The organism is Geofilum sp. OHC36d9, assembly GCF_052400685.1.
Lineage (GTDB): Bacteria > Bacteroidota > Bacteroidia > Bacteroidales > Marinilabiliaceae > CAZHHH01.
Window position 1 is genome coordinate 54,570 of sequence record NZ_JBQTGJ010000003.1, and the last position, 26,460, is coordinate 81,029.

Annotated in this window: 19 protein-coding genes; 9 read left to right on the forward strand and 10 right to left on the reverse strand. The window is 40.6% G+C overall.

All coding sequences use genetic code 11. From position 1 onward, the window contains the following. Positions 1–3: 3 nt before the first annotated feature. Positions 4–1,875 (forward strand): biotin/lipoyl-containing protein, encoded by a 1,872-nt coding sequence (locus ACT3CD_RS05150; protein WP_444643575.1) that lies wholly within the window; start codon positions 4–6, stop codon positions 1,873–1,875. A 7-nt stretch (positions 1,876–1,882) separates the two neighbouring features. Here ACT3CD_RS05150 and ACT3CD_RS05155 read toward each other — a convergent pair whose 3' ends face one another. Further along, a complete protein-coding gene (locus ACT3CD_RS05155; protein WP_444643577.1) occupies positions 1,883–2,026 on the reverse strand; it encodes a hypothetical protein in 144 nt (47 codons plus the stop codon). On the opposite strand from ACT3CD_RS05155, the gene ACT3CD_RS05160 reads away from it, so the two are divergent. Both ACT3CD_RS05160 and ACT3CD_RS05165 read left to right on the forward strand, forming a co-directional pair. Further along, positions 2,025–3,236 carry a sodium ion-translocating decarboxylase subunit beta gene (locus tag ACT3CD_RS05160; protein WP_444643579.1) on the forward strand — a complete coding sequence of 404 codons (1,212 nt, stop codon included), beginning with the start codon at positions 2,025–2,027 and terminating at the stop codon, positions 3,234–3,236. The genes ACT3CD_RS05155 and ACT3CD_RS05160 overlap by 2 nt on opposite strands. Before the next feature lie 274 nt (positions 3,237–3,510). Continuing rightward, positions 3,511–5,619 (forward strand): M3 family metallopeptidase, encoded by a 2,109-nt coding sequence (locus ACT3CD_RS05165; protein ID WP_444643581.1) that lies wholly within the window; start codon positions 3,511–3,513, stop codon positions 5,617–5,619. Positions 5,620–5,911: 292 nt separating this feature from the next. Here the strand turns inward: ACT3CD_RS05165 and ACT3CD_RS05170 are convergent, their stop codons facing one another. Further along, positions 5,912–6,463 (reverse strand): glutathione peroxidase, encoded by a 552-nt coding sequence (locus tag ACT3CD_RS05170; protein WP_444643583.1) that lies wholly within the window; start codon positions 6,461–6,463, stop codon positions 5,912–5,914. A 482-nt stretch (positions 6,464–6,945) separates the two neighbouring features. Further along, positions 6,946–8,136 carry a hypothetical protein gene (locus ACT3CD_RS05175; RefSeq protein WP_444643585.1) on the reverse strand — a complete coding sequence of 397 codons (1,191 nt, stop codon included), beginning with the start codon at positions 8,134–8,136 and terminating at the stop codon, positions 6,946–6,948. Between the two features lie 493 nt (positions 8,137–8,629). Here ACT3CD_RS05175 and ACT3CD_RS05180 point away from each other — a divergent pair, with 493 nt between their 5' ends. Then, positions 8,630–9,526, forward strand: a complete 897-nt coding sequence (locus ACT3CD_RS05180) for an EamA family transporter (protein ID WP_444643586.1) — start codon at positions 8,630–8,632, stop codon at positions 9,524–9,526. A 973-nt stretch (positions 9,527–10,499) separates the two neighbouring features. Here ACT3CD_RS05180 and ACT3CD_RS05185 read toward each other — a convergent pair. Together ACT3CD_RS05185 and ACT3CD_RS05190 are read right to left on the reverse strand one after the other, a co-directional pair. After that, positions 10,500–11,408 (reverse strand): DMT family transporter, encoded by a 909-nt coding sequence (locus ACT3CD_RS05185; RefSeq protein WP_444643588.1) that lies wholly within the window; start codon positions 11,406–11,408, stop codon positions 10,500–10,502. A 188-nt stretch (positions 11,409–11,596) separates the two neighbouring features. After that, positions 11,597–11,752: a hypothetical protein gene (locus ACT3CD_RS05190; protein ID WP_444643590.1), complete on the reverse strand. Its 156-nt coding sequence runs from the start codon at positions 11,750–11,752 to the stop codon at positions 11,597–11,599. A 348-nt stretch (positions 11,753–12,100) separates the two neighbouring features. On the opposite strand from ACT3CD_RS05190, the gene ACT3CD_RS05195 reads away from it, so the two are divergent. Next, positions 12,101–12,649, forward strand: coding sequence for a WcaF family extracellular polysaccharide biosynthesis acetyltransferase (locus tag ACT3CD_RS05195; protein ID WP_444643592.1), 549 nt, complete (start codon positions 12,101–12,103; stop codon positions 12,647–12,649). Here the strand turns inward: ACT3CD_RS05195 and ACT3CD_RS05200 are convergent. The 3 genes from ACT3CD_RS05200 to ACT3CD_RS05210 are packed head-to-tail and all read right to left on the reverse strand — an operon-like array spanning position 12,646 to position 17,565. Continuing rightward, complete coding sequence (locus tag ACT3CD_RS05200) at positions 12,646–14,325, reverse strand: hypothetical protein (RefSeq protein ID WP_444643594.1); 1,680 nt, start codon at positions 14,323–14,325, stop codon at positions 12,646–12,648. The genes ACT3CD_RS05195 and ACT3CD_RS05200 overlap by 4 nt on opposite strands. Continuing rightward, a complete protein-coding gene (locus ACT3CD_RS05205; RefSeq protein ID WP_444643595.1) occupies positions 14,285–16,720 on the reverse strand; it encodes a polysaccharide biosynthesis tyrosine autokinase in 2,436 nt (811 codons plus the stop codon). The genes ACT3CD_RS05200 and ACT3CD_RS05205 overlap by 41 nt, the downstream gene beginning before the upstream one ends. Positions 16,721–16,773: 53 nt before the next feature. Further along, positions 16,774–17,565, reverse strand: coding sequence for a polysaccharide biosynthesis/export family protein (locus tag ACT3CD_RS05210; RefSeq protein ID WP_444643597.1), 792 nt, complete (start codon positions 17,563–17,565; stop codon positions 16,774–16,776). A gap of 259 nt (positions 17,566–17,824) precedes the next feature. Between ACT3CD_RS05210 and ACT3CD_RS05215 the strand changes: the two genes are divergently transcribed. The 4 genes from ACT3CD_RS05215 (at position 17,825) to murB (ending at position 23,328) form a co-directional block, all read left to right on the forward strand. Further along, on the forward strand, positions 17,825–18,937 hold the full coding sequence (locus ACT3CD_RS05215) for a glycosyltransferase family 4 protein (protein WP_444643599.1): 1,113 nt from the start codon (positions 17,825–17,827) through the stop codon (positions 18,935–18,937). Positions 18,938–18,944: 7 nt separating this feature from the next. Beyond that, positions 18,945–19,697, forward strand: a complete 753-nt coding sequence (locus ACT3CD_RS05220) for a glycosyltransferase family 2 protein (protein ID WP_444643601.1) — start codon at positions 18,945–18,947, stop codon at positions 19,695–19,697. 217 nt (positions 19,698–19,914) lie between these two features. Beyond that, the gene (locus tag ACT3CD_RS05225; protein WP_444643603.1) at positions 19,915–22,305 is read left to right on the forward strand and encodes a polysaccharide biosynthesis tyrosine autokinase; all 2,391 of its coding nucleotides are present in this window, start codon (positions 19,915–19,917) and stop codon (positions 22,303–22,305) included. Between the two features lie 12 nt (positions 22,306–22,317). Continuing rightward, positions 22,318–23,328, forward strand: a complete 1,011-nt coding sequence (gene murB, locus ACT3CD_RS05230; RefSeq protein WP_444643605.1) for a UDP-N-acetylmuramate dehydrogenase — start codon at positions 22,318–22,320, stop codon at positions 23,326–23,328. Positions 23,329–23,461: 133 nt separating this feature from the next. Here the strand turns inward: murB and ACT3CD_RS05235 are convergent, their stop codons facing one another. Beyond that, positions 23,462–24,124, reverse strand: coding sequence for a hypothetical protein (locus tag ACT3CD_RS05235; RefSeq protein WP_444643607.1), 663 nt, complete (start codon positions 24,122–24,124; stop codon positions 23,462–23,464). Between the two features lie 800 nt (positions 24,125–24,924). Beyond that, positions 24,925–26,274: an MATE family efflux transporter gene (locus ACT3CD_RS05240; protein ID WP_444643609.1), complete on the reverse strand. Its 1,350-nt coding sequence runs from the start codon at positions 26,272–26,274 to the stop codon at positions 24,925–24,927. Between the last annotated feature and the right edge of the window lie 186 nt (positions 26,275–26,460).

A 26,460-nucleotide genomic window follows, 5' to 3' on the forward strand; every position in this document is an offset into this window, starting at 1 on the left:
TTTATGGGAAGGAAAATAAAATTTTCTCTGCTTTACAGAGATATGTGGCAATCATCGGGTAAATATGTACCCCGGATGGACCAATTAGTAAGAGTGGCGCCACATATTGTTGAAATGGGTTGTTTTGCCCGTGTTGAGACCAATGGTGGTGGGTTTGAACAAATTAATCTGTTGTTTGGGGAGAACCCCAATAAGGCTGTACGTGCCTGGACAAAACCGTTTAACGATGCCGGGATTCAAACACATATGCTGGAACGTGCATTGAACGGCATTCGCATGTCTCCTGTTCCTGCCGACATCCGCAAGCTGATGTATAAGGTCAAGAAGAAACAGGGAACAGATATTGCCCGTTCTTTCTGTGGTCTAAACGATCCACGTAACATTATCGATTCCATTAAATACGCCAAGGAAGGCGGCATGATTGCTCAGGCTGCCATGAGTATTTCCTATTCTGAAGTTCATACCATTGATTATTATGTCAATTTGGCCAGGACTTTGATAGAGGGTGGCGCCGACGAAATTTGCCTGAAAGATATGGCCGGCATTGCCCGTCCTGCCTGGTTGGGTAAAATTGTGAAAGGAATTCGTGCCATAAATAAGGAAATTCCTTTAACGTATCATGGTCATGCCGGACCGGGTTTTTCTGTCGCAACGGTGCTTGAAGTATGCCGCGAAGGCGTTGATTATGTTGATGTGGCTATGGAGCCGCTTTCATGGGGTACAGGGCATGCCGATTTGCTCACTATTCAGGCTATGTTGAAAGATGCAGGCTTTGATGTGCCGGATATTAACATGAAGGCTTACATGAAGGTACGTTCACTTACGCAAGAATTTATGGATGATTTTCTGGGTTATTTCATAAGCCCCAAAAATCGTTTGATGAATTCATTGCTCATAGGTCCCGGATTGCCCGGTGGTATGATGGGTAGCTTAATGGCTGACCTGACCAACAATCTGGCCAGTTTGAATAAGTGGAAAGTTAAACACAATCAGCCAGAGCTGACTGAAGACGATTTGCTCATTAAATTGTTTGATGAAGTGCAGTATGCATGGCCAAAATTAGGCTATCCGCCATTGGTGACACCTTTCAGCCAGTATGTTAAGAATGTAGCCCTGATGAACGTTATTCAGCTTGAAAAAGGTGGTGAACGCTGGAGTATGGTCGCTGATAACATCTGGGATATGGTTTTGGGTAAGAGCGGTCAATTGCCCGGTAAAGTGGGTGATGAGATTTTAGCCATTGCCAAAAAAGAAGGTCGTGAGTTTTATACGGGTCATCCACAAACGCCTTATGCCGACGCTTTGGATACTTTCCGTGCCGAAATGGATAAGAATGGTTGGGAGTATGGTCAGGATGACGAAGAGCTATTTGAACTGGCTATGCATCCTGAGCAGTACCGGATGTATAAATCGGGTCAGGCTAAGGAAAACTTTAATAAAGAAATAGCCGAACTTAAAGCCAAGAAACAGGCCGCTTCAGCACCTGTCGAATCAGCAATGCCGGCCAACTGGAAACCTTCGACCATGAACGTTAATGTGAATGGAGAGAACTTTGTTGTGACGGTTTCTTATGATGGTGCTCAGGCAGCGCCCGCAGCATCGGCACCGGCAGCTCCTGCTGCATCACCGGCAACGGGTGGGGCAGGTGAACCGGTTGTAGCTCCTTTGGAAGGTAAGTTTTATTTTACCAAGGATAGCAGTGAAACGGCCATTAAAGTTGGCGATAAAGTTAAAGCCGGCGACCTGGTTGGTTACATTGAGGCCATGAAAACGTTCAACGCCGTTAGGTTCGATCGCGACGGTGTGGTACAAAAAATTGAGGCGACTAACAGTACCGATGTCGAAGAAGATGATGTACTGGTTTATATTCAATAAGCTTTGCTTACATAACAAAGAATAGCAGGGGTAACCTGTTATTCTTTCTATAAGCTGTTTTTTGTTGAAATAAATCGGTAAAACCCGAAATTGTTATCTCAATACCGGCCGATTGAACGATCTGCTGTGTTATTTCAAAAACTGTTCTCATGAACATATTAGATCAACTTTATAAAATGACGGCTTTCGGATCCATCGCTGATGATCCGGGAGTATTACTGATGTTGTTAATAGGTTTCGTATTGCTATATCTGGGAATTGCTAAAAAGTATGAGCCGCTTTTATTGGTGCCCATTGCTTTTGGTGTAATCCTGGCTAACCTTCCCGGCGGTGGCATGGGGGTTGTGCCGGCATCCATGGTCGAACTCGATAATCACAGGTATCTGAACCTGTTTGAGATCGCTCATGAATATGGAATCATGAACTATATCTATTATTCGCTCATTAAAACGGGCTTTTTACCGCCTATTATTTTTATGGGAGTTGGCGCATTAACCGATTTTGGTCCGATGCTGCGTAACTTACGTCTGGCCTTTTTTGGTGCTGCCGCTCAGATCGGTATTTTTACCGTTATAATGGCTGCCATTGCGCTTGGTTTTACGCCCAAGGAAGCCGGTTCGTTAGGTATTATTGGAGGGGCTGATGGACCTACTGCCATTTATACCACCATTATGCTGGCTCCGCATTTGTTGGGTCCTATTGCTATTGCTGCATATTCATACATGGCTTTGGTTCCGGTGATTGTGCCATTGGTCGCTAATTTGTTGATGACCAAGAAAGAATTTAAAATCAACATGAAGCAACAGGATAAGCTTTATCCTGCCAAACATGAGATTAAAAATTTGAAGATGGTGAAGATTATGTTTCCCATCATTCTTGGTGTTATTATTGCTCTTTTTGTGCCTTCATCAGTACCATTGTTGGGAATGTTGCTCTTTGGTAATCTTATTAAAGAAATAGGAACGACTACGCAACGACTGGCAGATGCTGCCACCGGCCCAATCATGAACACAGCTACTATCTTTTTGGGACTGGCAGTGGGAGCAACCATGACATCAGAAGTATTTCTTGATTTTCAAACAATAGCTATTATTGTTGGTGGCTTTTTGGCTTTCGCTATTTCTATTGCGGGCGGAATTACTGCTGTTAAAGTATATAACCTGATGGCTAAAAAGAAAATTAATCCGTTGATTGGTGCTACCGGCTTAAGTGCTGTACCCATGGCTTCGCGTGTGGCCAATGAATTGGCTTTGAAGCACGACACCAGTAACCATATTTTGCAATATTGTATGGCTTCAAATATTTCGGGTGTTATTGGATCAGCTGTTGCTGCAGGGGTATTAATATCAATGCTGGGATAATTTTTTTTGTTTTGTTATTAAAAGTGCCATTCCGTTAAGGGTGGCACTTTTCTTTTGTGTTTGCAACTAATTTTTTAATTTAGTGCTCTGATATATTTTTTATTTGAATTGACTGGTTAGCCCTTTTTTTGAAGAATATTTTTTAATGGGTATTGATTTTCAATTGATGGTTACATTTATAGGTGATTGATCGATTTAATTTGGGGGTGATGAGTAAAGAGTTTGTTGTTTGTTAATTTCTTTACATGTTTTTGTAACGATTAATATTTATCACATGAAGTATTTACCAGTAGTTATTATTATGGCGATTTCGATGATGTCTGGTTGTCAAACAGCCGGAACTGATAATCCGTTTTTGAAGGCGTATGATACGCCATTTGAAGTTCCTCCTTTTGAGCGTATTAAGGTGGAACATTATAAGCCGGCCATTGAGCAGGGTATTGCCGAACAAAAGGCTGAAATTGATGCAATTATTGCTAATTCAGAACCGGCAACTTTTGATAATACCATTTTGGCTTTCGATAAGTCGGGTCAGCTGCTCAATCGGGTTTCATTGGTTTATGATAATATGCGGTCTGCTAATACCAACGATGCGTTACAAGCAGCAGCACGAGAAATAACGCCGCTTTTGACTGCCCATTCTGATGATATCATGATGAATAAGGCACTCTTTGAGCGTATTAAGGCCGTTTATAACCAACGTTTTGATCAGGAGCTGGATAGTTCTCAGATTCGTGTGGTGGAGAAATATTACTCCGATTTTGAACGCAATGGTGCTAATCTGTCGGATAAGGATCAGGCCCGTTTACGGGAAATCAATCATGAGCTTTCAATGTTAACGCTTCATTTTGGCGAAAATGAATTGGCCGAAACCAATAAGAATTTTGAATTGGTCATTGATGATGAAGCCGATCTTGCCGGATTACCCCAAACGGTTAAGAGCGCCGCTTTAGAGGCAGCAAAAAAAGCTGGTTATCAGGATAAATGGCTTTTTACGCTTCAAAAACCCAGTTTGCTACCTTTTCTTACTTATGCCGATAACCGTAGTTTGCGTGAAAAACTTTACCGCGGTTATTTTATGCGTGGCGACAATGACAATGAGTTCGATAATAAAAATATTATCCGTCAGATGGTGACATTGCGTGCTGAACGGGCTCAGTTACTTGGTTATGAAAATCATGCGGCATTTGTGCTTGATGTTAATATGGCCAAAACACCTGATGCCGTTTACGATTTTTTGCACGAGCTTTGGACACCGGCGTTGAAACGCGCCAAAAGTGAGTTGGCCGAAATGCAGGCTATTGTTGATCGTGAAGGCGGTGATTTTAAAATCCAGTCGTGGGACTGGTGGTACTATGCCGAAAAACTTCGTAAAGAGAAATATGACCTGGACGAATCGTTGTTGAAACCATATTTTGCTTTGAATAACGTACGTGATGGGATGTTTTGGGTCGCCAATCAGCTTTATGGTATAACCTTTACCAGGTTGGATGATATGCCTGTTTTTCAGTCCGACGTAGAAGTCTTTGAAGTGAAAGAAGCCAATGGCGATCATGTAGGATTGTTGTATCTCGATTATTATCCTCGCGACAGCAAAGGGGTAGGGGCCTGGTGTTCAAGTTTCCGTGATGCCGGTTACGATGGCGATAAACGTATTTATCCTATTGCAACTGTTACCTGTAACTTTACCCGATCTACCGATTCAGCCATACCTGCATTGCTCTCCTGGGACGAGGTAACAACTTTGTTTCATGAGTTTGGCCATTCGTTGCATGGCTTGTTTACCGATGGCAAATATCGTCGCACAGCGGGTGTTGTGCCGCGTGATTATGTGGAATTACCTTCGCAGGTGATGGAGAACTGGGCTGCTGAGCCTGAAGTGTTGCGTCATTATGCGCATCATTTTGAAACGGGAGAAGTGATACCCGATGAGTTGATTGAGAAGCTTCAAAATAGCAGTCTCTTTAATCAGGGATTTAATACTACCGAGTTTTTGGCAGCTGCCATTTTAGATATGGATTGGCATACCATTGTACCAGGTACGGTTATCGACGATGTTGATGCCTTTGAAAAAGAATCCATGGATCGCATTGGCCTTATTGATGAAATTTTACCGAGATACCGGTCTACTTATTTTGGGCATATTTTTGATGGCGGTTACTCTGCCGGCTATTATGTGTATTACTGGGCCGGACAGCTGGATGCCGATGCTTTTAATGCGTTTAAATCATCGGGTAACCTGTTCAACCCGGAATTGGCCGCAAAATTCCGTAAGTATTGTTTGTCAGAAGTGGGTGAGGGCGAAGGAATGGATCAATACCGTAAGTTTCGTGGTCAGGATCCTTCAATTGAACCGTTGCTGGAGCGTATGGGGCTCAAGTAATGTCAGAGCCATAAAGCTTTATTCTGATTTAAAGTAAACATCGGTTCTCAGTCAATAATACTCATATTTGTTTAGGTAATATGAGTGTTGGTTGATAGTTTTCATTTCAATAAAAAACCCGCTGTAATCGGCGGGTTTTTTATTGAATTTTATCTTTCCCTGATTTTTTTAAAACGCCAGAGGGAATACCTCTGCAATAATTGTCTCCGTGTGTCAGGATCAAAGATCAGCGAAGCTAAATGTTATATTATGGTCGGTTTTTTAATATTATATTATGACCGTTATACATTGATCATTCTTTTGTAATCCACGAAATGATTGCGGGGTCGTTGGGCTTTTGTTTTGGCGGGATGACTTGTTCCAATTGCCCGTTTTCATTGATCAGATATTTTTGAAAGTTCCATTGTACTTTGCTGTCCTCAAAACCATTTTGGGCTTTTTGTGTCAACCATTGATACACTGGATGCATGTCGTCACCCTTGACTGAAATTTTCTCCATCATGGTGAAGGTAACGCCATAGTTTAAGCGGCAGAATTCTTTTATTTCCTCAGCTGTGCCGGGTTCTTGCCGCAAAAAATTGTTGGCAGGGAAACCAATGATGGTAAAATCGTTGTCACCGTAGGTTTTATACAGTTCCTGCAGCTGCTCGTATTGCGGCGTAAAACCGCATTTGCTAGCTGTGTTTACGATCATTACTTTTTTACCGCGCAGACTGTCAAAGTTAAATGCTTCTCCGTCAATTGTTTTGGCTTCCAGCTGGTAAAAGCCGGTTTCTGGTTTTTGCGAGTTTACAGCTGTTGTCATCAATATCATTGTTGCGACTGTTAAAAGGAGGTGTTTCATATGTTTAAATTTATCTTTCAATGGTCATATGGAACTCACCGGATAATCATCCACCTGTGTGAGAGATTACACTCATGCTCGTTTCATATGATTATAATTTGTTTTTTAAGGTCATATGGAACTCGCCAGGATAATCATACTTCTGTGTGTGAATCAATTCCCATGGCTCGTTTCATATGTTTAAATTTATTTTTCAATGGTCATATGGAACTCTCGATGAATTTTAATCATTCTACTGTGTGTATTTTAGAATGCTAAAATTCATGTTCGTTTCATATGTTTATACTTATTTTGTCATTTACACGCATTGGATGAAACCCTTCAATCCTGATCTCCCGTAAGAGGAAGCTTTCGAATGACTCGTTTAAGAGCTGGTTGGGAATATGGGAATACCTGCTTTTGCAATTTGAAGTGTCTTAACGAGTTTTCCGGATTCATGTTAATGCATGCAGGCTTATATAACAGCGTGTAATGTAATTTGTTCATGGTGCCATAACCGGAAATCTGTATAAATAATCGGCCTGTACCTCGGGCATTATCAATTGAGACTGTTCCACCACCGCCCCTCTAATTACCAGGTATTTTATGTCGTGGCGCAGTAAGGAGTTGGCATTTTGCGTGTTGCCTGCGGGATTCCATATAATCAGGTCTGTATCAGCGCCAATTATAATACCGCCTTTTTTGGGGTGCATACCCAGGAGTTTTGCGGGCCGTGTGGCATACATCTCAATTAATACTTTTAAATTTTCTTCTAAACTGATCGGATCAATGTATTGCTTTATGAAAGAAGAATTTTCACTATTGTGCGGAAATATGGCGTTTAGAGGTCCCGACGATGTCAGGGTGGGAGGTTGAAGTATAAACTGATTTTGCCGTCCCAATTCTATGATGTTGGTTAATGTAAGTGGCGATGGTATTAAGTCAGAGCCAGGCAACAGAGCCATGCTTATATGTTCCGGATTGTTAACGTCAACTGACTGGATAGCGGCTATTTCTTCGTGTGATGAGATTTCTGTGAATAACACATTTACGCGGTATTGCTGCAAATAAGATGCTGTTTTTTTTAGTCTGTTTAGATAAGCCTTAAAAAACGGACGTCTTGTTATTAGCGATGATTGCTTTATGCCTTCAGTTCTTATTATCAGTAGAAAATTAAGGTCAGAGATGTTTTGGAGGATTTGCCGGTATTCATCGTTGTATACTAATTCAATGTGTTTCCATCGAACAATCATACTCGTGCATCCGCTGTGTGCAAATCTGCTGATTAATTGTTCTTTTGACTGATGGGTTAATTCTCTTAACGATAAATGAAACCCAAACGAAGGTAGCAGTAACGAAAATTCATTTTGTAGTTGTTTGATACGAGATAACGAAATGGGGGTAGTACTTTTTTTTATGTGGTCGAGTACTGCTGTTGCGCCCTGCGCCAGGGCTTTGTCGATGATTGACAAAGAGTTTCGTTCTTCTTGCCGGATAAATGGACAGAGATAATGAATCATTCCCGGCAATACATATTGCTCATTGAGGTCGAGGGTTCTGGTTTGGTAATTGGGGACCTTTATATTGTGGCCAATTTCCATGATTCGACCGTTTCCAGATAGTATATCTGCATTTTTTAAGATACCTGATGCTGACGTTACCAGGTGTCCGTTTTTCAGTAGAAGATATTCCATCTTTTAATTTGTTTTAAGGTCTTTGAATGTTTGAAACGACCATGTTTAGTAATACACAAACAAGTCAGACTATTTTGTTTTATTATAACTTGTGCTTGCCTGAAAGTTTTGTTGGCAGATAAAAGCGTCATTTTTGAGGCCTTCGAAGTTTGAAAAATGTTAGTTTGCCTGTATGAATAACCATTTTGAAAGCGAGAGTGACGAAAAAATGGTGTTTTTCTGCTGACACTGGCAAACAAATTGTTTTCGTATGAAAGTTAATGAATTTTATTTTTTGATAGCGTGTTTTGATTCGTAAAAGTGATGAGTCGAACAATAGATGTTTGTCATTCGTTTTGAGGGGTTTTGTCGGTTTTAGCCCCATGCTTAATAAAGATATATTTTTGTTTAACCAAAAGCCGCCCCCGAATCTATTCAGTGAATTGTTTAATGAATCTTAATTTCACGGTTCTTTTTGAGGATCGCATTATCTTTGTAGCTAATTTATGTATGTATGATTTGGTTATTTCTCACTGCAGCATCTGCTTTTTTTCTGGGCTTGTACGAATTTTCGAAGAAACATGCTGTACGTGATAATGCGGTGTGGCTGGTTTTGTTATACAGCACACTAACGGCAGCTTTAATCTTTGTGCCGATAGTCGGTGCATCAATGGTTGGGTGGTTTGAACCGGGTGATGTGTTATTTATTCCTTCCATTACATTAAAAGAGCACCTTTTTATACTTTTGAAGACTGCCATTGTATTGACGTCCTGGATTTGTTCCTATTTTTCATTAAAATTTTTGCCGTTAACGATTGCTTCACCTATTCGTTCAACGGGACCGGTATGGACTTTAATAGGAGCGTTGGTTATTTATCATGAAAAGTTAACATCAACTCAATGGCTTGGTTTGTTGGTCACGCTAATCTTTTTCTTTTTGTTTTCGACCGCCGGGAAACGTGAGGGTATTTCGTTCCGTCGTAATCATTGGGTCTGGCTGGCAGTTTTGGGTACTTTGTTTTCTTCGGCCAGTGGGTTGTTCGATAAGTTTTTGATACATACTGTAGATCGGATGGCTGTTCAGGCTTATTTTTCTATTTACCAGGTGGTGCTGTTGTTTCCGGTGGTTGTTATAATACGTCGAAACAATCCCAATGCGCTGCCCATGCGTTGGCGTTGGAGTGTACCTGCCATTGCTGTTTTGTTAATAGTAGCCGATTTTCTTTATTTTCTGGCGCTTGACTACCCCGATAGTCTTATTTCTGTGGTGTCGGCCCTGCGACGTGGAAGTGTTATTGTGGCGTTTGCTCTGGGTGCAATGTTTTTTCACGAACGGAATTTGTGGCGTAAAGGAATTTTTATGATGGGGATTCTTGTGGGTATTTTAATTCTTTTGTTTGGAAAAGGATAAATGCGTTTGTCTGCAAAGTCAACTTCTGCGTTGTGATTCAAAAAAGTGGTCATTTACAATTTAATACTTACATTTTGAGTATCTAAGTGTGCCAGATAAGCATCTAAGTGTGCCAGACGAGCTTCTAAGTGTGCCAGATGGGCTCCTAAGTGTGCCAGATGCTCATCTAAGTGTGCCAGATGAGTAACTAAGTGTGCCAGATGGGCTCCTAAGTGTGCCAGATGAGCTTCTATGTCTGAGAATAAGCATCTAAGTGTGCCAGATGAGTAACTAAGTGTGTCAGATAAGCTTCTATGTCTGAGAATAAGTTTCTAACTGTGTCAGACGAGCATCTATGCGTGTCTGATAAACTTTGATGTTGGGCATACAGATTATTATATGTATAAAGGTTGCCATTTGGCGTGTCAGAGTGGGTGCTTTTTATTTATTTGAGGTATTTGGGTATTTCGCCCCGCCTTTTCCTGGTCAATGGTGGACCAATTCAGTGGTCAGGGCTTTAAAGTTTAACAATAACTGCGGTTTTTATTTAGAGTCTGTCTGTAAAGTCCAACTTCTGCGTTACGCTTGCTCTCAAAATGGTCATTTACTGGAGTAAACTCACATTTTTAGAGTTGCGCAAGCCTTGAATCTGAATTTTATAGCTCAAACACTTAGTTTATGGACAGATTCTATTTAGTGTTTGTCTATAAAGTCAACTTCTGCGTTATGCTTGTCATAAAAACAGTCATTTACGAAAAGTAAACTCCTTGATTTTTATGACTTCACAGGCCTTGAATTTGAACTTTATATTTTAAACACTTAGTTTATGGACAGATTCTATTTAGGGTCTGCTTTTTGTGTTACACTTTTAATTTAGCCGGTTACCCCTATTTTTGTTGCAAGCACTAAAAAATATCAGTGCATATAAGTCGGTTGTTTGCGTTATGGTTTTAAACTTTACGACTTTAGTGTTGTGTGTGGTCCACTATCATATTCAATAAATAAAAAATATAGAAACTCCTATAACTGCCAGCACAGCTCCTGCTATTTCTCTAAATGTTATTGATTCTTTTAAGAAGAAATAGGCCAGTGGAATAATTAAAACAGGGGTGAGGCTGTTAAGTGTTGCGGCCACACCGGTGGATGTGTATTGTATGGCCAATAGGCTTAATGAGACACCAAGAAATGGGCCGAAAAACGCACCCGTACCTATGCGTATCATGGCGCTTTTGTTTTTTATGGTTTTAAAGACCATCGGCCAGCGTCGGGTGATGGTGAATAGTATTGTGAACCCGGCTATTGCTGCAATAACCCTTATTTGAGTCGACATAAACGGGTCGAGTTGCTTCATCCCCAGTTTGCTTAATACAAGTCCTAACCCCTGCCCCATAGCGCCACCCAGTGCCAGTAAGATGCCTTTTAAGGGGTAATTGAAATGCATCTTTTGTCCTTTGGCTGAACGGGCCAGCACAACAATGGCAATTCCCCAAATTGTGATGGTCATGCCGAGGATGTTGCTCCACGACATTTTTTCGCCCAGTATCAGCCATCCGAAAAAGGCGGTTAGAGGTGGTGATAGCGACATGATGAGCATGGAAACGCGGGCCCCAGTGACCACGAATGCCTGAAACAGCATCACATCGCCCACGACAAATCCTACCAGTCCCGAAAGGCTTAACCATAGCCAGGCATGCATTCCGGCATTGGCAGGAAAGAAATTGCCATTGGTGATGGCTGTGTAGATGCCTAGAAAGATGAGGGCTATTACCAATCTGATGATATTAACCTGTAATGAACCTACTTTTTTCCCGGCCGATTCGAAGGCTAAACTTGTAAAAGTCCAGCATACAGCCGTCATAAGTGCAGCTATTTCTCCTATATGGCTGGCTATGTAGTCGTGCATTTGTCGCGTGTTTTTAATATGATTTTCGGAATTGGCAAAGTAACAATATTTTTAGCTTTATTGATTTGCTGAGAACAAAAAAGAGACTGCTTTTTCAAACAGTCTCTTTTTCCCTTAAACCAGATTAACTACAAAAGATGTTGTTACAATTGGAGGAAGTAACAACTAAAGTTTTTTTTGATAAAATGTTATTGGCAATTGCAGGTTCCGCCACATGAGCATGGCTCTTGTTTTGTTCCATCTTTGCAACCACAGTTACCGCCACAAGCACAAGTGCCCGGCTCTTTCGACTGATCATTATAGATGTAAACTTCGCCTTTTTCTGTCTCAAATTTATTTTCCATAGCTTTTTGTTTTATGACACTACAAATTAAAACAATTGGAATCAGATAAACAAGAGTTTTTAGTCCTAATTATATTTTAATGGTTTATTTTATGACTCTCGACAAAGCAGAGGGGTTAAATTTTGAGGTTTAGGAAGTTTAAAAATACTGTAATATTGTTGTGAGTGAACATATTAAGCGAAAGTATAACGAAAACTCAGGTCATCGTTGGCCGACTCTTATCGGGATGGTGGCTGAAGTGGTTTCAGAGACGCTTGCTCTACTTTGTTCGGATTGATAACAGCGGGTTTTGTTGCTGCCAAATAAAATTTACTTTGTATCTTCGACATCGCATTTTAAACAAACACAATGTCAACAACCGATCTTTCAAAATACGATAATAGCTGGTACCACGCGGGCAGGGGAGTCCTTATTCGGTCGATGTGGTTCATCGTTAATGTTTTGTTTTTTATCAATCCATTGAATCCATTTTCGAAACTCAAGGTGTGGTTGTTGCGGTGTTTTGGCGGTCATATTGGTCGAGGGGTTGTGATTAAACCAGGCGTAAATATAAAGTATCCATGGCATTTAACGGTTGGTGATTACACCTGGATCGGTGAAAATGTATGGATTGATTCGTTGTGTGAAGTAACCATAGGTGCCCATTGTTGTTTGTCGCAGGGGGCTGTCATTATCACGGGAAATCATGATTATTCATCGCCCATTTTCAATTTAATGGTAAAACCGGTTATTTTGGAAAATGGTGTATGGATTGGAGCCGGTTCGAGTGTGACGCCCGGTGTTATCTGTCATTCTCACGCCGTATTGAGCGTTGGCAGTGTGGCGTCTTCAAATTTGGAGGCTTATTCTATTTATCGAGGGAATCCGGCTGTTAAAGTTCACCATCGCAAACTTTAAAAATTCCAGTATACATTTCGGAGTGATGTTTTGAGTGAAAGGTTGATAAATGTGTTTTCAATGGTTTCAATATCGTTGCTCGTTTTTCGGTACCTGCCACCTATGCTGATATTCATATTTGTTTTGGGGTTAATTAGAAAAGAGATGGATCCTGAGATATTTTGAATATTCGTTTTAAGTCCTTGTCCGATATAAATTCCATAATCGGCAGGTCTGGTGGTGTTGGGCCGGTAAATATTACTTCCGTAGCTGGTTGTTTCGTCGTAATCTTCACCATGCATGGCGATCATAGCTTCAAGGTTGAGATACCATCGTCCCACACGGTAGGTCAAGGACGAAAGGCTTTCTCTGAAATTTGCGCCCAGCGGATGTGCCAGCGGTTGATTTAAGTGACCGTAGTTGGTAATGGGCTCATAATGCGAATACGTATAGGGTCGTACCTGACTGTATTCAGTCCTGACATCTAAATTTTCTATTCTTAAAAAGTTGTAATTTTTATAGCCCAGCATAAAGCCTTGTTTGTTGCCCCACCATTTTGTTGCATTAAACACTTCGTCCTGTTTAAATTCTCCCATAACAAACTGGCCGTAGATAGCGGCATTTTTCCAGGGAATATACTTAATATTAAGGCCCATGGTAACATTATCGGGCGAACCAAGGGCGTGTTCCACCGGACGGTAAACAACGAAAGGCACCATGTAATTCATGTCTAATCCACGGTATCCGGTGGTGTCCTGAGCGGCATAAATAACGCTTTCGAACAGTCCCAGAGAGAGGCGTTTTCCGATGTTCCACGACAGGTAGTGAAATACGCCATATTTGTAGTCGTATCGATCGTCAGTCGATCGTACCAGCTCGTTGATGTGGAGAAATTGGGACATCATCACCATATATTCAATTTTCCAAAAAGTGGCCGTCATCTTAAAGTATGGATAACTATAGGCATTATCGGAAAGCAAAAGACTTCGATAGCCGTCGCCAATGAAGTTTTTGCCATATCCGGCCTGCAGGTTGATCCATGGTCCGGCGTTGTATGAAAGGTAACCGGTACTTTGTGAATAGTCACGTGTGTCGGGTTGCATTTGCTTTATTCGTCCCTGTGCGGGAACAACGCCGTTGGCCTGAATATAGTCGTTCATATAGCCACCATATACGCCCTGATTTTCGTAGATATCGACATAAAAGCCCAGATTTCGTCCCAGTTGACCTTGGAGCATAACGCCTCGCATATTGATCCAGGTTGACTTGCCGGTACTATTTTCTTTGCCTGCCTCAAAATGAAACAACGGGTTGATACGTATTTTAATCGTTTTTTCAGGCGCCTCTCCGGTTTTCCAACTTAGAAGATCACTGTTAACAAATCGTTTTAAGATGTTTTGATGGCCTGAAGGTTGGTTCAACCCTCTTTGAATCAGTGAGTCGATATTGTAATATGCTGCTAACTGATCATTTCGGTATGGGCGTATGGCGGTGTGAATATTAATCCCCGGTTGAAACAAGGCTCTGGTAACCGGATCGTAGGTATTGTTCTGATAAATACTGTAGGTTTGTCCCGTAAGAGAGCCGGCAATGAGAAGCCACCCCATTGCTAAAAACAGTTTTATAGCCCGATTCCGCACCTTAAATGCGTTGCGTTTAATCTTCGTAATAGCCATGATTATTACCGTATACGCCATATCCGTAACCGTATTTAGAACCATAATAGTAGTTATACCCGAAAACACTTTTTTTAACGGGAATGTCATTTAAAAGAATGCCGATATTACTTATACCCTCATCCTTCATCTGTTTAATTGTATTTGTAAAGACACTGCGTACGGTGAAGTTTTGCCGTGACAGGAAGATCATTGAGTCGGCATGTCTGGCCAAGAGATAGGCATCCGAAACAATTCCCATAGGCGGGGTGTCAATAATAATAACCTCAAATTGCTGCTTTAGGTGATTGAGCAACTCTGTTGTTTTGTGTGATCCTATCAGTTCGGAGGGGTTGGGAGGTATTGTGCCCGAAGGCAAAATATAAAGATTAGGTAAGTCGGAGTGCGGCTGTATAATATCTTCCAGCACCGCCTGACCAATTAAATAGTTAGAGATGCCATTGTGTTTAGGTATATTAAGAACTTTGTTTAAGCCCGGTTTTCGCAGATCAAAACCCATCAGGAGAGTTTTTTTGCCGGATATGGCAAACACCGATGCGATATTGAGGGCACAAAAAGTTTTCCCTTCGCCCGGCATTGATGATGAGATGGCAATAATCGGGCATTTTTCGCTGCCCGTAAAGTATTCCAGCCTGGCGCGTACTCTTCTGAATGCTTCTGTAATAACCGATTTTGGATGGTTAAAAACAACATTTGGAAGCTCTTTGTTGTTGTGGATAACATTGCCAATGATTGGGAGGTCGGTGAGTCTTTCAACATCATCAGTTCCACCGATTTTATTATTTAACACCTGTTTTCCAACTAAAAACAGAAATGGTAAAAAGAGACCAATCAGCAGAGCTTTTTGCCGGTCGCTTCCTTCGATGGGATAAACCTGTCCGGCATACCGTGCTTCCTCCAGCACACTGTGGTCAGGAGTGTTTGAAGCCTTTTGGATTTGTGCTTCGCTTCGTTTTCGTAATAAAAAGGTGTAAACCTCGTTGTTAAGAGAGAATTCCCGTTCAATTCCAAAAAGTTGACGTTCTTTTTCCGGTAGTTGGTATAATTCGGTTGTGATTTTGTGTTCTTCCTCGGTAATTCGGAGCAATTCCCGGTTTATCATTGCAATTTGGTTATTGATGGCTTTTAGCAAGGTTTGCCTGGCTATTTCCATTTTAGCCTTTAACTCAATAATGTAGGGGTTCACCGTTTCCTGACTTCCCTGTTCTTTAAGCGTCTGGAATTCCATGCTTAATTCAATGAGGTTGGCGGTTTGTGTGGTAACTGCACTGTTTTGTATGGGGTAGCTCGCCGGCGCGAGACTTTGATTAAACAAGCTATCGTTACTGAAATAGGTGTTTAAATACTGGTAATAGTTTTTCTCAAGTTTTATTTGAGAGGTTTGTCCCGCCAGTTGTTCCAGTTTTCCGAATAGTAGTTCAGCTTGTGCCGGGACACTTTGAATCTGGTTGGATGTTCTGAAATGGCTTAATTCGGTTCCTTTGTCAGACAAGGAATCGGATATAATGATTAATTGCTCTTCAATAAAACGTATTGTGTTTGTGGCAATCTGGTTTTTCTTGTCGAGGTTGTTGCGAATGAATACTGCGGCTAATTTATTCAGAAAATCAATGTTTTTAGCGCTGGTTTTTCCTGTAAGGAATAACTTTACGATGCTGGTGTTTTCGTTGGAGCGAAGGCTTTTAAAATTTCTTTGATACTCAGCCGCCAGAACGTCGGGGTTGTTAAAGTGAAAATAATAACCTTTTTCTTCCGGTTTGGACAGCGAATGATTCTCAATCATGATTCGCATTCCCGGCAGATCAAGCCATTCGCCGAAGTGATGTGTGTTGTCGTAATTTATGGCGCCAGAATTGCCAGACTGGCTTTGTTTGTTATAAAGATAATAGTTTGCGCCTTCGGTGCTGTATGTTAGCTTGAATGTTTTGGCATCAATAACGCTGAGATAGATATCAACATCAGTTAATTGAGGAACAAAAGGATCATATTGAACTGTGAAGGGTATGTTTCCATACATTTCAGAGTTTTTAACACGTCCGGTTTTGTAATATGAAATATTAAAATTGAGTTCAGAAATGGTCTGTCGCATAGTGCGCCACGACGACAGTATGGCCATCTGATTTTCAAGACTACGCATGGCACTGCTAAGTCCGAAGCCTTCCATCATATCGCTCTGAGGTTGTTCTGTGCCCCGGTCTTCCATCAGAATTGTCATTGTGGCGTTGTAGAGAGGCTGTACGTAGCGGTGCTTTAGTGTTACTATAATAAGTGCCAGCCCAATCGTTACAAGAAATAACCACCAATACTGAACGCCGTCCATTAAAAGTTTGCGGTAATCAATGGTAAACTGGTTTCCGGTTGCTTTATTAACAGATGGTGTTGGAGTGTTGATTGATCCCTTATAAGTTGTATTCATTGATAATGCTTTTACTTTTATACTTTGGTTGAAACAACGGCCTTAAATAAGGTTTATTTAATGAGCGTCGCAATGGTCAGATACAATGCCAATGCTGATGAAAAAATACCAAAGGAGATCGATTCACCAATGCCCCATGCTTTGGCTTTCATCGGTCTTACGTATATCACGTCATTGGGATAAATGTAGTATTTGTCGGAACCTAACAAATTATTATCGGTTAAATCAATATAAAATGTTTCAAAAGAATCGCCCTGTGGGCGTACCACTTTTACCTGTTTTCGTTTGCCAAAAGTGCGGAGGTCGCCCGCTAAAGCTATCGCCTCATAGATAGTGACCTGTTCTTTAGTCATAGCGATGTTTCCCCTAGTGGTAACTTCTCCCAGCGCCACAAATGAAGGTTCAGAAAGCCGTACTGTTACCTGTGCATCGGTTAAAAAAGGTTTTAAGGCTTTTTTTATGGTGTCGGCAGCCTGACTTCGGGTACAGTTTTGGAGTTTTATTTTTCCAACAAAAGGGAAATCAATTTCATAGTCGTCGTTGATGGGATAGTTGTATAGCGCGCTTAAATTAGCGGCATTACCCGAGCCTGTCCTGTTGGGGTTGAAGAATTCGGAGAGCTTGGGATTGGAGGTATTTACATGTATAAACAAAATGTCGTTGGGGCGAAGTTTGTATTTTTCTGTTACGATTTCATTTTTCTGATACGGATTGACATAGTCTTTATTTGACGTTTTATCCTGTAAATAAATGATCTCTTTTTGAGGAATACACCCCGATCCAGCAATAAGAGCCAGGATGCTTAGTCTTAGAACGAAGGAACTCAATAGCTTTATTTTGTTCATAGCTTTTACCTGAATGATGGTTGGTGGATGAATTATATTATTTTGTTTATCACGTTGTGCAGGAATGCCTTAAAATATGTACTGCGGTCAATACCCTGTCTTAGGGCAAATTTAGGGTTTCTTTTTAAATATAGCAGACCACCTTCGATTAAATGCTGTCAACAATAAAAATTCGTTTGTAAAATTGGTTGGTTTAATTGACGATAATTATTCACAACTACTGTTTTTAGTTATCTTTGTGCAAAGAAATGCCTTTTTCATGAATGATTATATCCTTTTTATAAAAGTTGTTGGGGCGGGATTGATGGCATTTATTATTGTATTTATTTCGATACCAACGATTTTGAATGTGGCTTATTTTAAAAATCTTTTTGATGAGCCGGGAAAACGAAGAGTTCATAAACATAAAATACCAAACCTGGGCGGTATGGGTATTTTTTTGGGAGTGGTTTTTACTTTCCTTTTATATGGTGACTTGTTTCATAGTCGCGATATTCCATTTTTGATTCCGGCTGCTATCGTTATTTTTGCGATTGGTATTAAAGATGATATCCTGATTACGGCACCTATCATGAAACTTTTGGGACAGTTGGTGGCCGCCTTTATAATTGTGGGGCTGGGCGACGTTCGCATTACCGATTTTCATGGTTTTTTTGGTCTTGAGCCCGATTATTTTTGGAGTATGTTTTTGTCCATTCTTTTTGTGGTATTTATCTTAAATGGATTTAATTTAATTGACGGGGTGGATGGATTGGCGGCATTTGCAGGTATTATCACCATTAGCACGTTCTCTTTTTGGTTTTATTTTAACGGGTTTGAGGCTATGCCGGTGTTGGGAACTATTATTGTAGGCAGCCTGACGGCCTTTGTTTATTATAACGTTTTTTCTGTGCGGCAAAAAATTTTTATGGGCGATACGGGTTCTTTACTTATCGGTCTGTTTGTCGCAGTATTTGCTATTAAATTTATGGAAGCAAATACTGAGCCAATGCGTCAGCACTTAAAGTTTTTTACCATGACTTCGGCGCCTGCTGTAACGCTTGGTGTTATTATCGTTCCTGTGATTGATACACTTCGGGTCTTTTTTAGACGAATTTCTCTGGGGCAGTCGCCTTTTGTAGCGGACAAATCACATATTCATCATCGTTTGCTGACCCTCGGACTTACACATCTCCAAATATCTTTGGTGTTGGCTTCAGTAAATATTTTCTTTATTGTTCTTTCTTTTTGGCTTCGTAATTTTGGAACAGTTCGGCTGTTGGTTCTTAATTTTGTAACCGGATGGTTGGTGTTTCAAATACCTTCTTTGTTAATTCATTTTAGAATGAAAAAGATGCGTAAGGAAGGATTATCGCCTAAAGATAAAAATTAGCTTTTTTATGCGGGTTTCTCTCATTACTGTTTCTTATAATTGCCTGAATGAGCTGATGTTAACCGCAAAGTCGGTCGCATCTCAGTCTGCTGATAATCTTGAATACATTGTGGTAGACGGGGGCTCTTCGGATGGTACGGCTGAATGGTTAAAGGACGGGAATACTGGGGTAACCAAATGGGTTAGTGAGCCTGACCATGGTATTTATGAGGCGATGAATAAAGGATTGGCAATGGCAACCGGCGATGTGGTTGGTTTTTTGCATGCGAACGACACATTTGCCGATGCCAACATTTTGAAAGAAATCAGGGCATTCTTTTTTAACCATGAAGCCGATTTTTTGTATGCCGATTTAGAGTATGTTACCAATGAGGCTGCCCCTAAGGTAGTGAGATATTGGAAGAGTGGTGTTTTTTCGATGAATAAACTTCGTCAGGGCTGGATGCCGCCGCATCCAACGGTTTATTTTAAACGTGAATTGCTGGTGCGTTTTGGGGATTTTGATACGTCTTACCGTATTTCGGCTGACTATGAGTGGATGTTACGCGTGCTTACGGCCGGCGTAAAAGTGGTGTATATGCCCACGGTTGCTGTGCAAATGCGTATTGGAGGGGCCAGCAATAAAGACTTGCGTAGTATGATTCGGAAATCGCGGGAAGACTGGCGTGCCATAAAAAAACATTTGTCGGGTTATTTTCCTATTTTGATAATGAAGAATATTCGTAAAGTGGGGCAGTTCTTTTCGCGTAAAAATAATTAGTTTTACGATGGAGAGTATTATTTTGATGTTTGTAGCCCGTATAGTAGGGTGTCCTTTTTTATATTGTATCAGCAAGAAAACGCAAGTGCTTGATAAGAAATGTTTAAATTTTAGGTTTTTACAACCCGGACAATTTGATTATGGTAAATAACCTTTCTGAGAGAAAGCGAAACACAGAAGTTAACATTTTTTGCACGCACTAAATAAATAGACAGATATGGCTTCATCTTTACAATCAGCCAGCTCGCCAAATCCTTTGTATAAAGGGAGTGATGGGTTGTCAGATATACGAAAAATGACACGGTTGGCTTTGTCATACTGGTATCTGTTCGTTATTTGTTTTTTTCTTAGCCTGTCGGCCGTCTGGCTTTATCATCGTTATACGTTACCGGTTTATAAAGCTTCGGTGACGATATTATTTAAAGACGATTCCAATCAGGATCTGTCACGATCGGTTATTACCGAAGGGTTTGGCTTGTCAGCAGAAATGCGAAGTATCGAAAATCAGAGTTTTATAATACGCAGTCATGCCATGTCGTTACGAGCCATCAACAGATTGGATTTTGGCGTTTCCTACTATTCCAAAGGACGACTTAAGGACTCAGAGTTGTACCACCCATTTCCTTTCGTTATACGATTTGATTCGGTTCATCCACAATTGTTAAATACACCCGTTTTTCTGAAGTTTTTGGGTGATGATAAAGTCCATGTTTCAATTCAGACCGAACGCTCGGTGTTACATCGTTACTCTGACGATTCAGATGTTGGATATACCGACGCTTTAAATTTTGAAACAACGGTTACGAGAGGAGAGGAGGTTAAACATCCGTGGTTTAAATTTAGTGTTGAATTGTCGGAAACAGGTTCGTGGCCTGAGGCTGGCGAATATTATGTGAAGTTTAATTCTCAAAGTGCGGTCGCCTCTAAATACCGGTCTTCATTAGCGGTTACGCCATACAGCGAAGGGTCTTCTATCGTATTTGTTACCGTAAGCGGGCAACAACCTCAAAAACTGAAGAGTTATTTGCAGGTGCTGGCCGAAGAAATTGTGAAGAACAATTTGGAGCGTAAAAACGATATGGCCAACCGATCCATTGATTTTATTCAAAGTCAGTTGGCCACTGTGGCCGATACTTTAAGTTTGATTCAGCAAAAGCTCATTGATTTTCGAAAATCAAATCGTTTTATGATGCCCTCGGAAGTGTCGGAACGTTTGTCGGACGAATTTTTTGAGATGGAAAAGGAACGACGGATGCTTGATTTTCAATACGACTATCTCAATATTATCAGACGACGTTTGAAAAATAATAGTCGTGATGAGAATGATTTTATGTTACCGGCTTTCTCTGAAAAAATCAGTCCCATATTGCAGCAGTTTATCACCGAGCATTTAACATTGCTGAAAGAGTATTCACTGATGGAAGAAGAATCGGGTGCTTCAAATCCATATATTACCGAACTTGAAAAGAAAATAGAGGTGTCAGAGCAGTCACTGATGACGGGCATCGGTAAACAAATGGAGAATATAGAGCTGAGTCGCGACGAGTTGGATAGTCACGAGGCACAGTTAACGAGTCGCATATCAGAATTGCCTGAGTTGGAACGTGATTTTTTGGCTTTGGAACGCACGCATAAGCTTAATGATGCCATCTACACTTTTTTATTGCAGAAAGCTTCTGAAAATCAGATTGCGAAGGCTTCGAATGTTCCAGATAACGAAGTGCTTGATCAGGCTTATGTATATGGACCTATCTTACCCGATAAAAAAAACGATTATACAAAGGGATTGCTGGTGGGATTGTTGTTGCCGGCTTTAATTATAGGACTGAAAGAATTTTTTAATATCCGAATTCGGCGCAAGGATGATTTGCAGTCGCTAAAGTTGGGTTTGCCTCTGGTGGGTAGTATTTTGCATAATAAGTTTCAACAGGAACTGGTTGTAATGGAGCAGCAGAATACGTTTATTGGTGAGTCGTTTAGGTCGCTAAGGGCGCGTTTGCGGTTTATGCTGCAAGCACCGGGTAAGGTAATAAGTGTTACATCAACCAACACAGGAGAAGGAAAAACATTTTGTGCGGTGAATCTGGCATCTGTTTTTGCCATATCGGGGAAGAAGACGATTTTAGTGGGACTTGACTTGCGTAAGCCTCGTTTAAGTCCCGTATTTAATCTTGACAAAAAGCCAGGTGTGAGTAATTATCTGATAGGTCAGGCCGGATGGGATGACGTGTTGGTAAAGACTGATTTTGATAATCTCTGGGTGCTACATGGTGGAGATGTGCCTCCTAATCCCTCGGAGTTGATATCGGGCCCGGCTACGGCTGAACTCTTTAAGCGCTTACGTCAGGAGTTTGATATTGTTATTGTTGATACGCCTCCTGTAGGTTTGGTTTCTGATGCCCGTATTGTAATGGATTTGTCTGATTGTCATTTGTACATCGTTAGAGCTGGCGTAACAGTAAAAGAGCATTTTGAGACAACGATTCGAAGCTTAATAGATGAGAAGGTATCCTGTTTGGGGTTGGTCTTGAATGATGTAAATGAGGTGCCTCAGGGGTATGGTTATAACACTTCGGGGTATTTTTCGGATGGCGTAAAAAGAGGGTAGAATACGATTATGATGATTGAAAAGAATTATTCGCTTCGGCAACTAAATACGTTTGGACTGGATGTTAAAACTGATTTTTACGTCAAATATGGATCTGTTGAAGAGCTGAAACGTTTTCTGCGGTCGCAGCAGAAGCCCGATTGTGAGATCTTGGTTTTGGGTGGTGGCAGTAATCTATTGTTTGCTGGCGATTTTAAAGGGTTGATAATTCATTCGGCTACCAAAGGGGTTGAAGTGGTCTCTGAAACAGACAACGAGGTGATTGTTCGTTCGGCTGCTGGTGAAACCTGGGACGATTTGGTGGCCTGGACGGTGGCAAAAGGTTTTTATGGCCTCGAAAATTTATCATATATACCAGGTCAGGTGGGGGCTTCGGCCGTTCAAAATATTGGTGCTTATGGCGTGGAGGTGAAGGATGTTTTTGAAAAAGCAACGGGCGTCTGGCTACAAACAGGCGGCGATTTTGAAATATCAAAGGATGAAATCGGATTTGATTATCGATACAGTGTGTTTAAGGGACCACTGAAAGGACAGGTCGTATTAACAGATGTCTATTTCAGACTAAATAAAAACGGTTCTTTGAATTTTGAATACGGCGCTTTATCGAAGGCTGTAGAATCGTTGGGTGGTGCTACGCTGGAAACAATTCGTCAGGCGGTTATTCAAATTAGGAAATCGAAACTTCCCGACCCCGAAACAGTGGGTAATGCCGGTAGTTTTTTTAAAAATCCGGTGGTATCGGGTGACGTGTTCAATTCGTTAGTGGCTCTGTATCCCAATATTCCATATTACCGGCTACCGGATCATAAGCTGGTGAAAATTCCTGCCGGATGGCTTATTGAGCAGTGCGGTTGGAAAGGTAAAAGTATGGGTCAGGCAGCGGTTCATCAAAATCAGGCGTTGGTAATAATTAATAGGGGAGGCGCTGTTGGGAATGATATCATCGCTTTGGCTGAAACCATTCAAAATGATGTGAAGTCCCGATTTGGAATTGATTTGGAAATGGAAGTGAATATTGTTTAAAAAACAGTTGCTTATGCCGGCAAATTCTAATTTTTTAAGTGGTTTAAGCCTTGGTTTTTAATTTCATTGCTTAAACCACTTATTTTAAAAAGAGATAGTTTGTTGTTTTCCTATCCTGATTTGCCATTGTTTTTTATTTTTTCTTTTTCAATGCCTTTTTCATTTTTGACTCAATTTTTTTGAGTGCTTTTTTTAAACCGCTCAATTTCTTTTTCATTTTTTTGATGTCGCTTTTTTTAGCATCCTTCTTTTTGGCTTTTTTAAGCTTGGTTTTAAGAGCATCTACTTTCTTTGTCGCTTTTTTTCTTTGTTTTTTTTCTTTTTTCATCTTCTTATTGGTTTTTGAGACTGTCTCAGATATGTTCTTTTTAGTTTTCTTATTTTCAGGTTCCTTTTCAGATTTGTTCTTATTCTGATTTTGGATAGAACTTATAATTTCCTCTATTTTGGCTGATTTTATGGTATCTGCTTCAGTCTGAGCATCAATAAGCGCCTTTTGTTGCTTTTTAATTGCGGCAGTTGTCGTTTTTTTTAAGGTTGTTGTTTTCGGGGCCACTTTGGTAATGTTTTTTTTGACTCTTGTACCGGTTGTTTTTTTAAGAGTTGTTTTTGGCGTTTTTACAGCTGTTGTTTCAACCGTTTTTTTAATAGGTGTTGTTTTAGCGCTCTTTTTTACTGCAGTTGTTTTAACACTCTTTTTAGCTGATAATTTTGGCTTCGATTGAATTTTGTTTTCATCTGCCAGGTCCTTTGTCAAGTCAATAGTTTTGCTTGCATTGTAGTTTTTGTTTTCCATTTTGAGTTTTTTTTACATAAGGATAACATTTTGTTAACATAATTTGTTTAAGTGATTTGGAAATAATGGTAAATGCCATCGTGAAAGGCGAGTATTATGGTTTTCTTTTCATTGTTTTTTTTTGACTGTAGAAGCATCGCGACACCTTTGGCGTATACGAGCCTTTTCACAGGCTTTTAGCAGCCCGTCACAACCCTGGTAAATTGTTTCGCGCGCAATATTGGCCGTTGCGAACATCTATTCAATGACAGTAACATCCTTGTTTTAATTCTTCGGGCAGGAAGGAGTATTCATTCAGTCGGAGTGCTTTAGGTTTTTGTTTCTTTATTGCTATGCCATTTGTACACGTTTGAAAGAATGCTGGACTCAGTGCTTGAATGAATTTGAAGTAGAGATATTGGTGTTTGGATTAATTATGATTTTCCGGTTTCAACAAAGTATTTTAGATTATACTTTATATTTTAGTTTGGTCTAAATGAAAACAAATTCAGCTATATCTAAATATTTTGAAGGGTTATTCGTTAATATTGTTTAATCATATCCCTGAAGAAACGCAAATAGACGTTTATGAATTGTGTAAGAATAATGAAAGCCTATTTTAGTCCTTTTTCGACGAAATAGAAAAAGAGGGTAATTGATTTGGAAATCTTGCAGGTGCAATCTGTATTATTCAGGATACAGCTAATTTACAACGAAGACCAAAAACGAAATTCAGGGAAATAATAAGGTTTATGCTGAAGTCATTGAACCTGGCTTTGTAATCTATTTGTGATAATGGATGAATTTGTTGTAAAGTTAAATTACGCGCTTGTATTCGTTTTCATTTTCCATCGAAATCGAAATAGTAACAGTGTGGCCACCATAATTAAACCAACCATGTATCCCATCCAGATACCCTGTGGCCCTGCTTTGATGACAAAGGATGCGATGTAGCTGGTGGGTAAGGCAATTACAAAATAGGCAATCAACAGGAAGAGCATGGGGTATTTTACATCTTCCAGTCCACGTAATGCGCCTAATGAGATGACCTGAAGTCCATCAAAAATTTGGAACAACCCGGCGATGAGCATGAGATTACCTGCAATTTCAATCACTTCGGCATCGGGCACAAACCAGCCGGGTATTTTGTAACGTAACAGCATAAAGGCCGTGACGCTACACAACATAAAAATGACGACCATCAGGAGGGATGCTCTGACCGATTTAACGATGGCTAATTTGTTGTTTTGTCCTCTATAATGGCTCACCTTTATAGTCGTTGCAGCAGCTAGTCCTGAAGCCGCCATAAATGTGAAACTGGCCAGACTCAGAACAATTTGATGTGCAGCGAGGGCTTTTTCGCCGAGCCATCCCATCATAATGCTTCCGAGACTGAATGTCAGCACTTCAACAATTGATTGACCGGCAATTGGCAGACCAATGCGAAGCAGTTTTATTGCTGCTTCCCGGTTGAGAACTGTTTTTTTATGGAAAATTCTTTCTGGTTTAAAAAAGTCGACACGACGGTACACAAAGACAAAGGCCAGTGGCATAAATAGTCGCGAAATAAGCGTGGCAACACCGGCTCCGTTCAGGCCCATGGCGGGCAGGCCCATTTTTCCATAGATCAATAAATAATTAAATGCAATATTTAAGAGGTTGGCGGAAATTGTGATGGTCATGGCTATTCTAGTGTTTCCCAGACCTTCGGCATATTGTTTATATATAAAGAAATACTGGAACGGCAGAATAGAAAAGAGCAATATTATATAATAGGGAATTGCCAGTTGAACAACCTCATTGGTTTGGCCCATGTATGGCATGAACAGTGCCGGGATCGCCATTATAAGCGTCTGAATTACGGCCAGTAATGGATAAAGTTTAAGGCCTTGTCTGAACCAGTTAATTGCTTCTGATCGGTTACCGCTGCCAAAAGCAGCGCCTGCCAAGGGAGTCAGTCCCATGGTCAGACCAATGCCAAATACCATTCCAACGATAAAAATGCTGTTAGCCAGCGCCGCGGCTGCAAGTTCGGTTGCCCCCAACTGTCCCACCATAAGGTTATCAGCCAAAACTACAATCATTTGCCCGGCCTGCGATAGAACCACGGGATAGGCCAGCTTGAGGTTGGCTTGGTAGTGATTTTGGGTTATGCCATTGATTGTTGTCATGGTTTTTTATTGCATTTGTTGAATAGGGAATGCAAAAATAGGGAAAAAGAGACGCGTTACAAGTTAAATGAGTTTAAACAAAAATCAGATACAGGAGCAGGCATTTGTGACTGTCTATAATAATATTGTTTAGTTTTTTTGTAACAGGCAAAATAAAAGCAGGCTGTGTTGTCTTTAATTTGGCGA

Excerpts from the sequence above, each read along its gene's own strand:
- ACT3CD_RS05165 (WP_444643581.1), top strand. The coding sequence starts at position 3,511 with ATGAAGTATTTACCAGTAGTTATTATTATGGCGATTTCGATGATGTCT.
- ACT3CD_RS05200 (WP_444643594.1), bottom strand. The coding sequence starts at position 14,325 with ATGGCGTATACGGTAATAATCATGGCTATTACGAAGATTAAACGCAAC.
- ACT3CD_RS05160 (WP_444643579.1), top strand. The coding sequence starts at position 2,025 with ATGAACATATTAGATCAACTTTATAAAATGACGGCTTTCGGATCCATC.
- ACT3CD_RS05195 (WP_444643592.1), top strand. The coding sequence starts at position 12,101 with ATGTCAACAACCGATCTTTCAAAATACGATAATAGCTGGTACCACGCG.
- ACT3CD_RS05205 (WP_444643595.1), bottom strand. The coding sequence starts at position 16,720 with ATGAATACAACTTATAAGGGATCAATCAACACTCCAACACCATCTGTT.
- ACT3CD_RS05175 (WP_444643585.1), bottom strand. The coding sequence starts at position 8,136 with ATGGAATATCTTCTACTGAAAAACGGACACCTGGTAACGTCAGCATCA.
- ACT3CD_RS05225 (WP_444643603.1), top strand. The coding sequence starts at position 19,915 with ATGGCTTCATCTTTACAATCAGCCAGCTCGCCAAATCCTTTGTATAAA.
- ACT3CD_RS05240 (WP_444643609.1), bottom strand. The coding sequence starts at position 26,274 with ATGACAACAATCAATGGCATAACCCAAAATCACTACCAAGCCAACCTC.
- ACT3CD_RS05155 (WP_444643577.1), bottom strand. The coding sequence starts at position 2,026 with ATGAGAACAGTTTTTGAAATAACACAGCAGATCGTTCAATCGGCCGGT.
- ACT3CD_RS05170 (WP_444643583.1), bottom strand. The coding sequence starts at position 6,463 with ATGAAACACCTCCTTTTAACAGTCGCAACAATGATATTGATGACAACA.
- ACT3CD_RS05210 (WP_444643597.1), bottom strand. The coding sequence starts at position 17,565 with ATGAACAAAATAAAGCTATTGAGTTCCTTCGTTCTAAGACTAAGCATC.
- ACT3CD_RS05215 (WP_444643599.1), top strand. The coding sequence starts at position 17,825 with ATGAATGATTATATCCTTTTTATAAAAGTTGTTGGGGCGGGATTGATG.
- ACT3CD_RS05150 (WP_444643575.1), top strand. The coding sequence starts at position 4 with ATGGGAAGGAAAATAAAATTTTCTCTGCTTTACAGAGATATGTGGCAA.
- ACT3CD_RS05220 (WP_444643601.1), top strand. The coding sequence starts at position 18,945 with ATGCGGGTTTCTCTCATTACTGTTTCTTATAATTGCCTGAATGAGCTG.
- murB (WP_444643605.1), top strand. The coding sequence starts at position 22,318 with ATGATTGAAAAGAATTATTCGCTTCGGCAACTAAATACGTTTGGACTG.
- ACT3CD_RS05180 (WP_444643586.1), top strand. The coding sequence starts at position 8,630 with ATGATTTGGTTATTTCTCACTGCAGCATCTGCTTTTTTTCTGGGCTTG.
- ACT3CD_RS05235 (WP_444643607.1), bottom strand. The coding sequence starts at position 24,124 with ATGGAAAACAAAAACTACAATGCAAGCAAAACTATTGACTTGACAAAG.
- ACT3CD_RS05185 (WP_444643588.1), bottom strand. The coding sequence starts at position 11,408 with ATGCACGACTACATAGCCAGCCATATAGGAGAAATAGCTGCACTTATG.
- ACT3CD_RS05190 (WP_444643590.1), bottom strand. The coding sequence starts at position 11,752 with ATGGAAAATAAATTTGAGACAGAAAAAGGCGAAGTTTACATCTATAAT.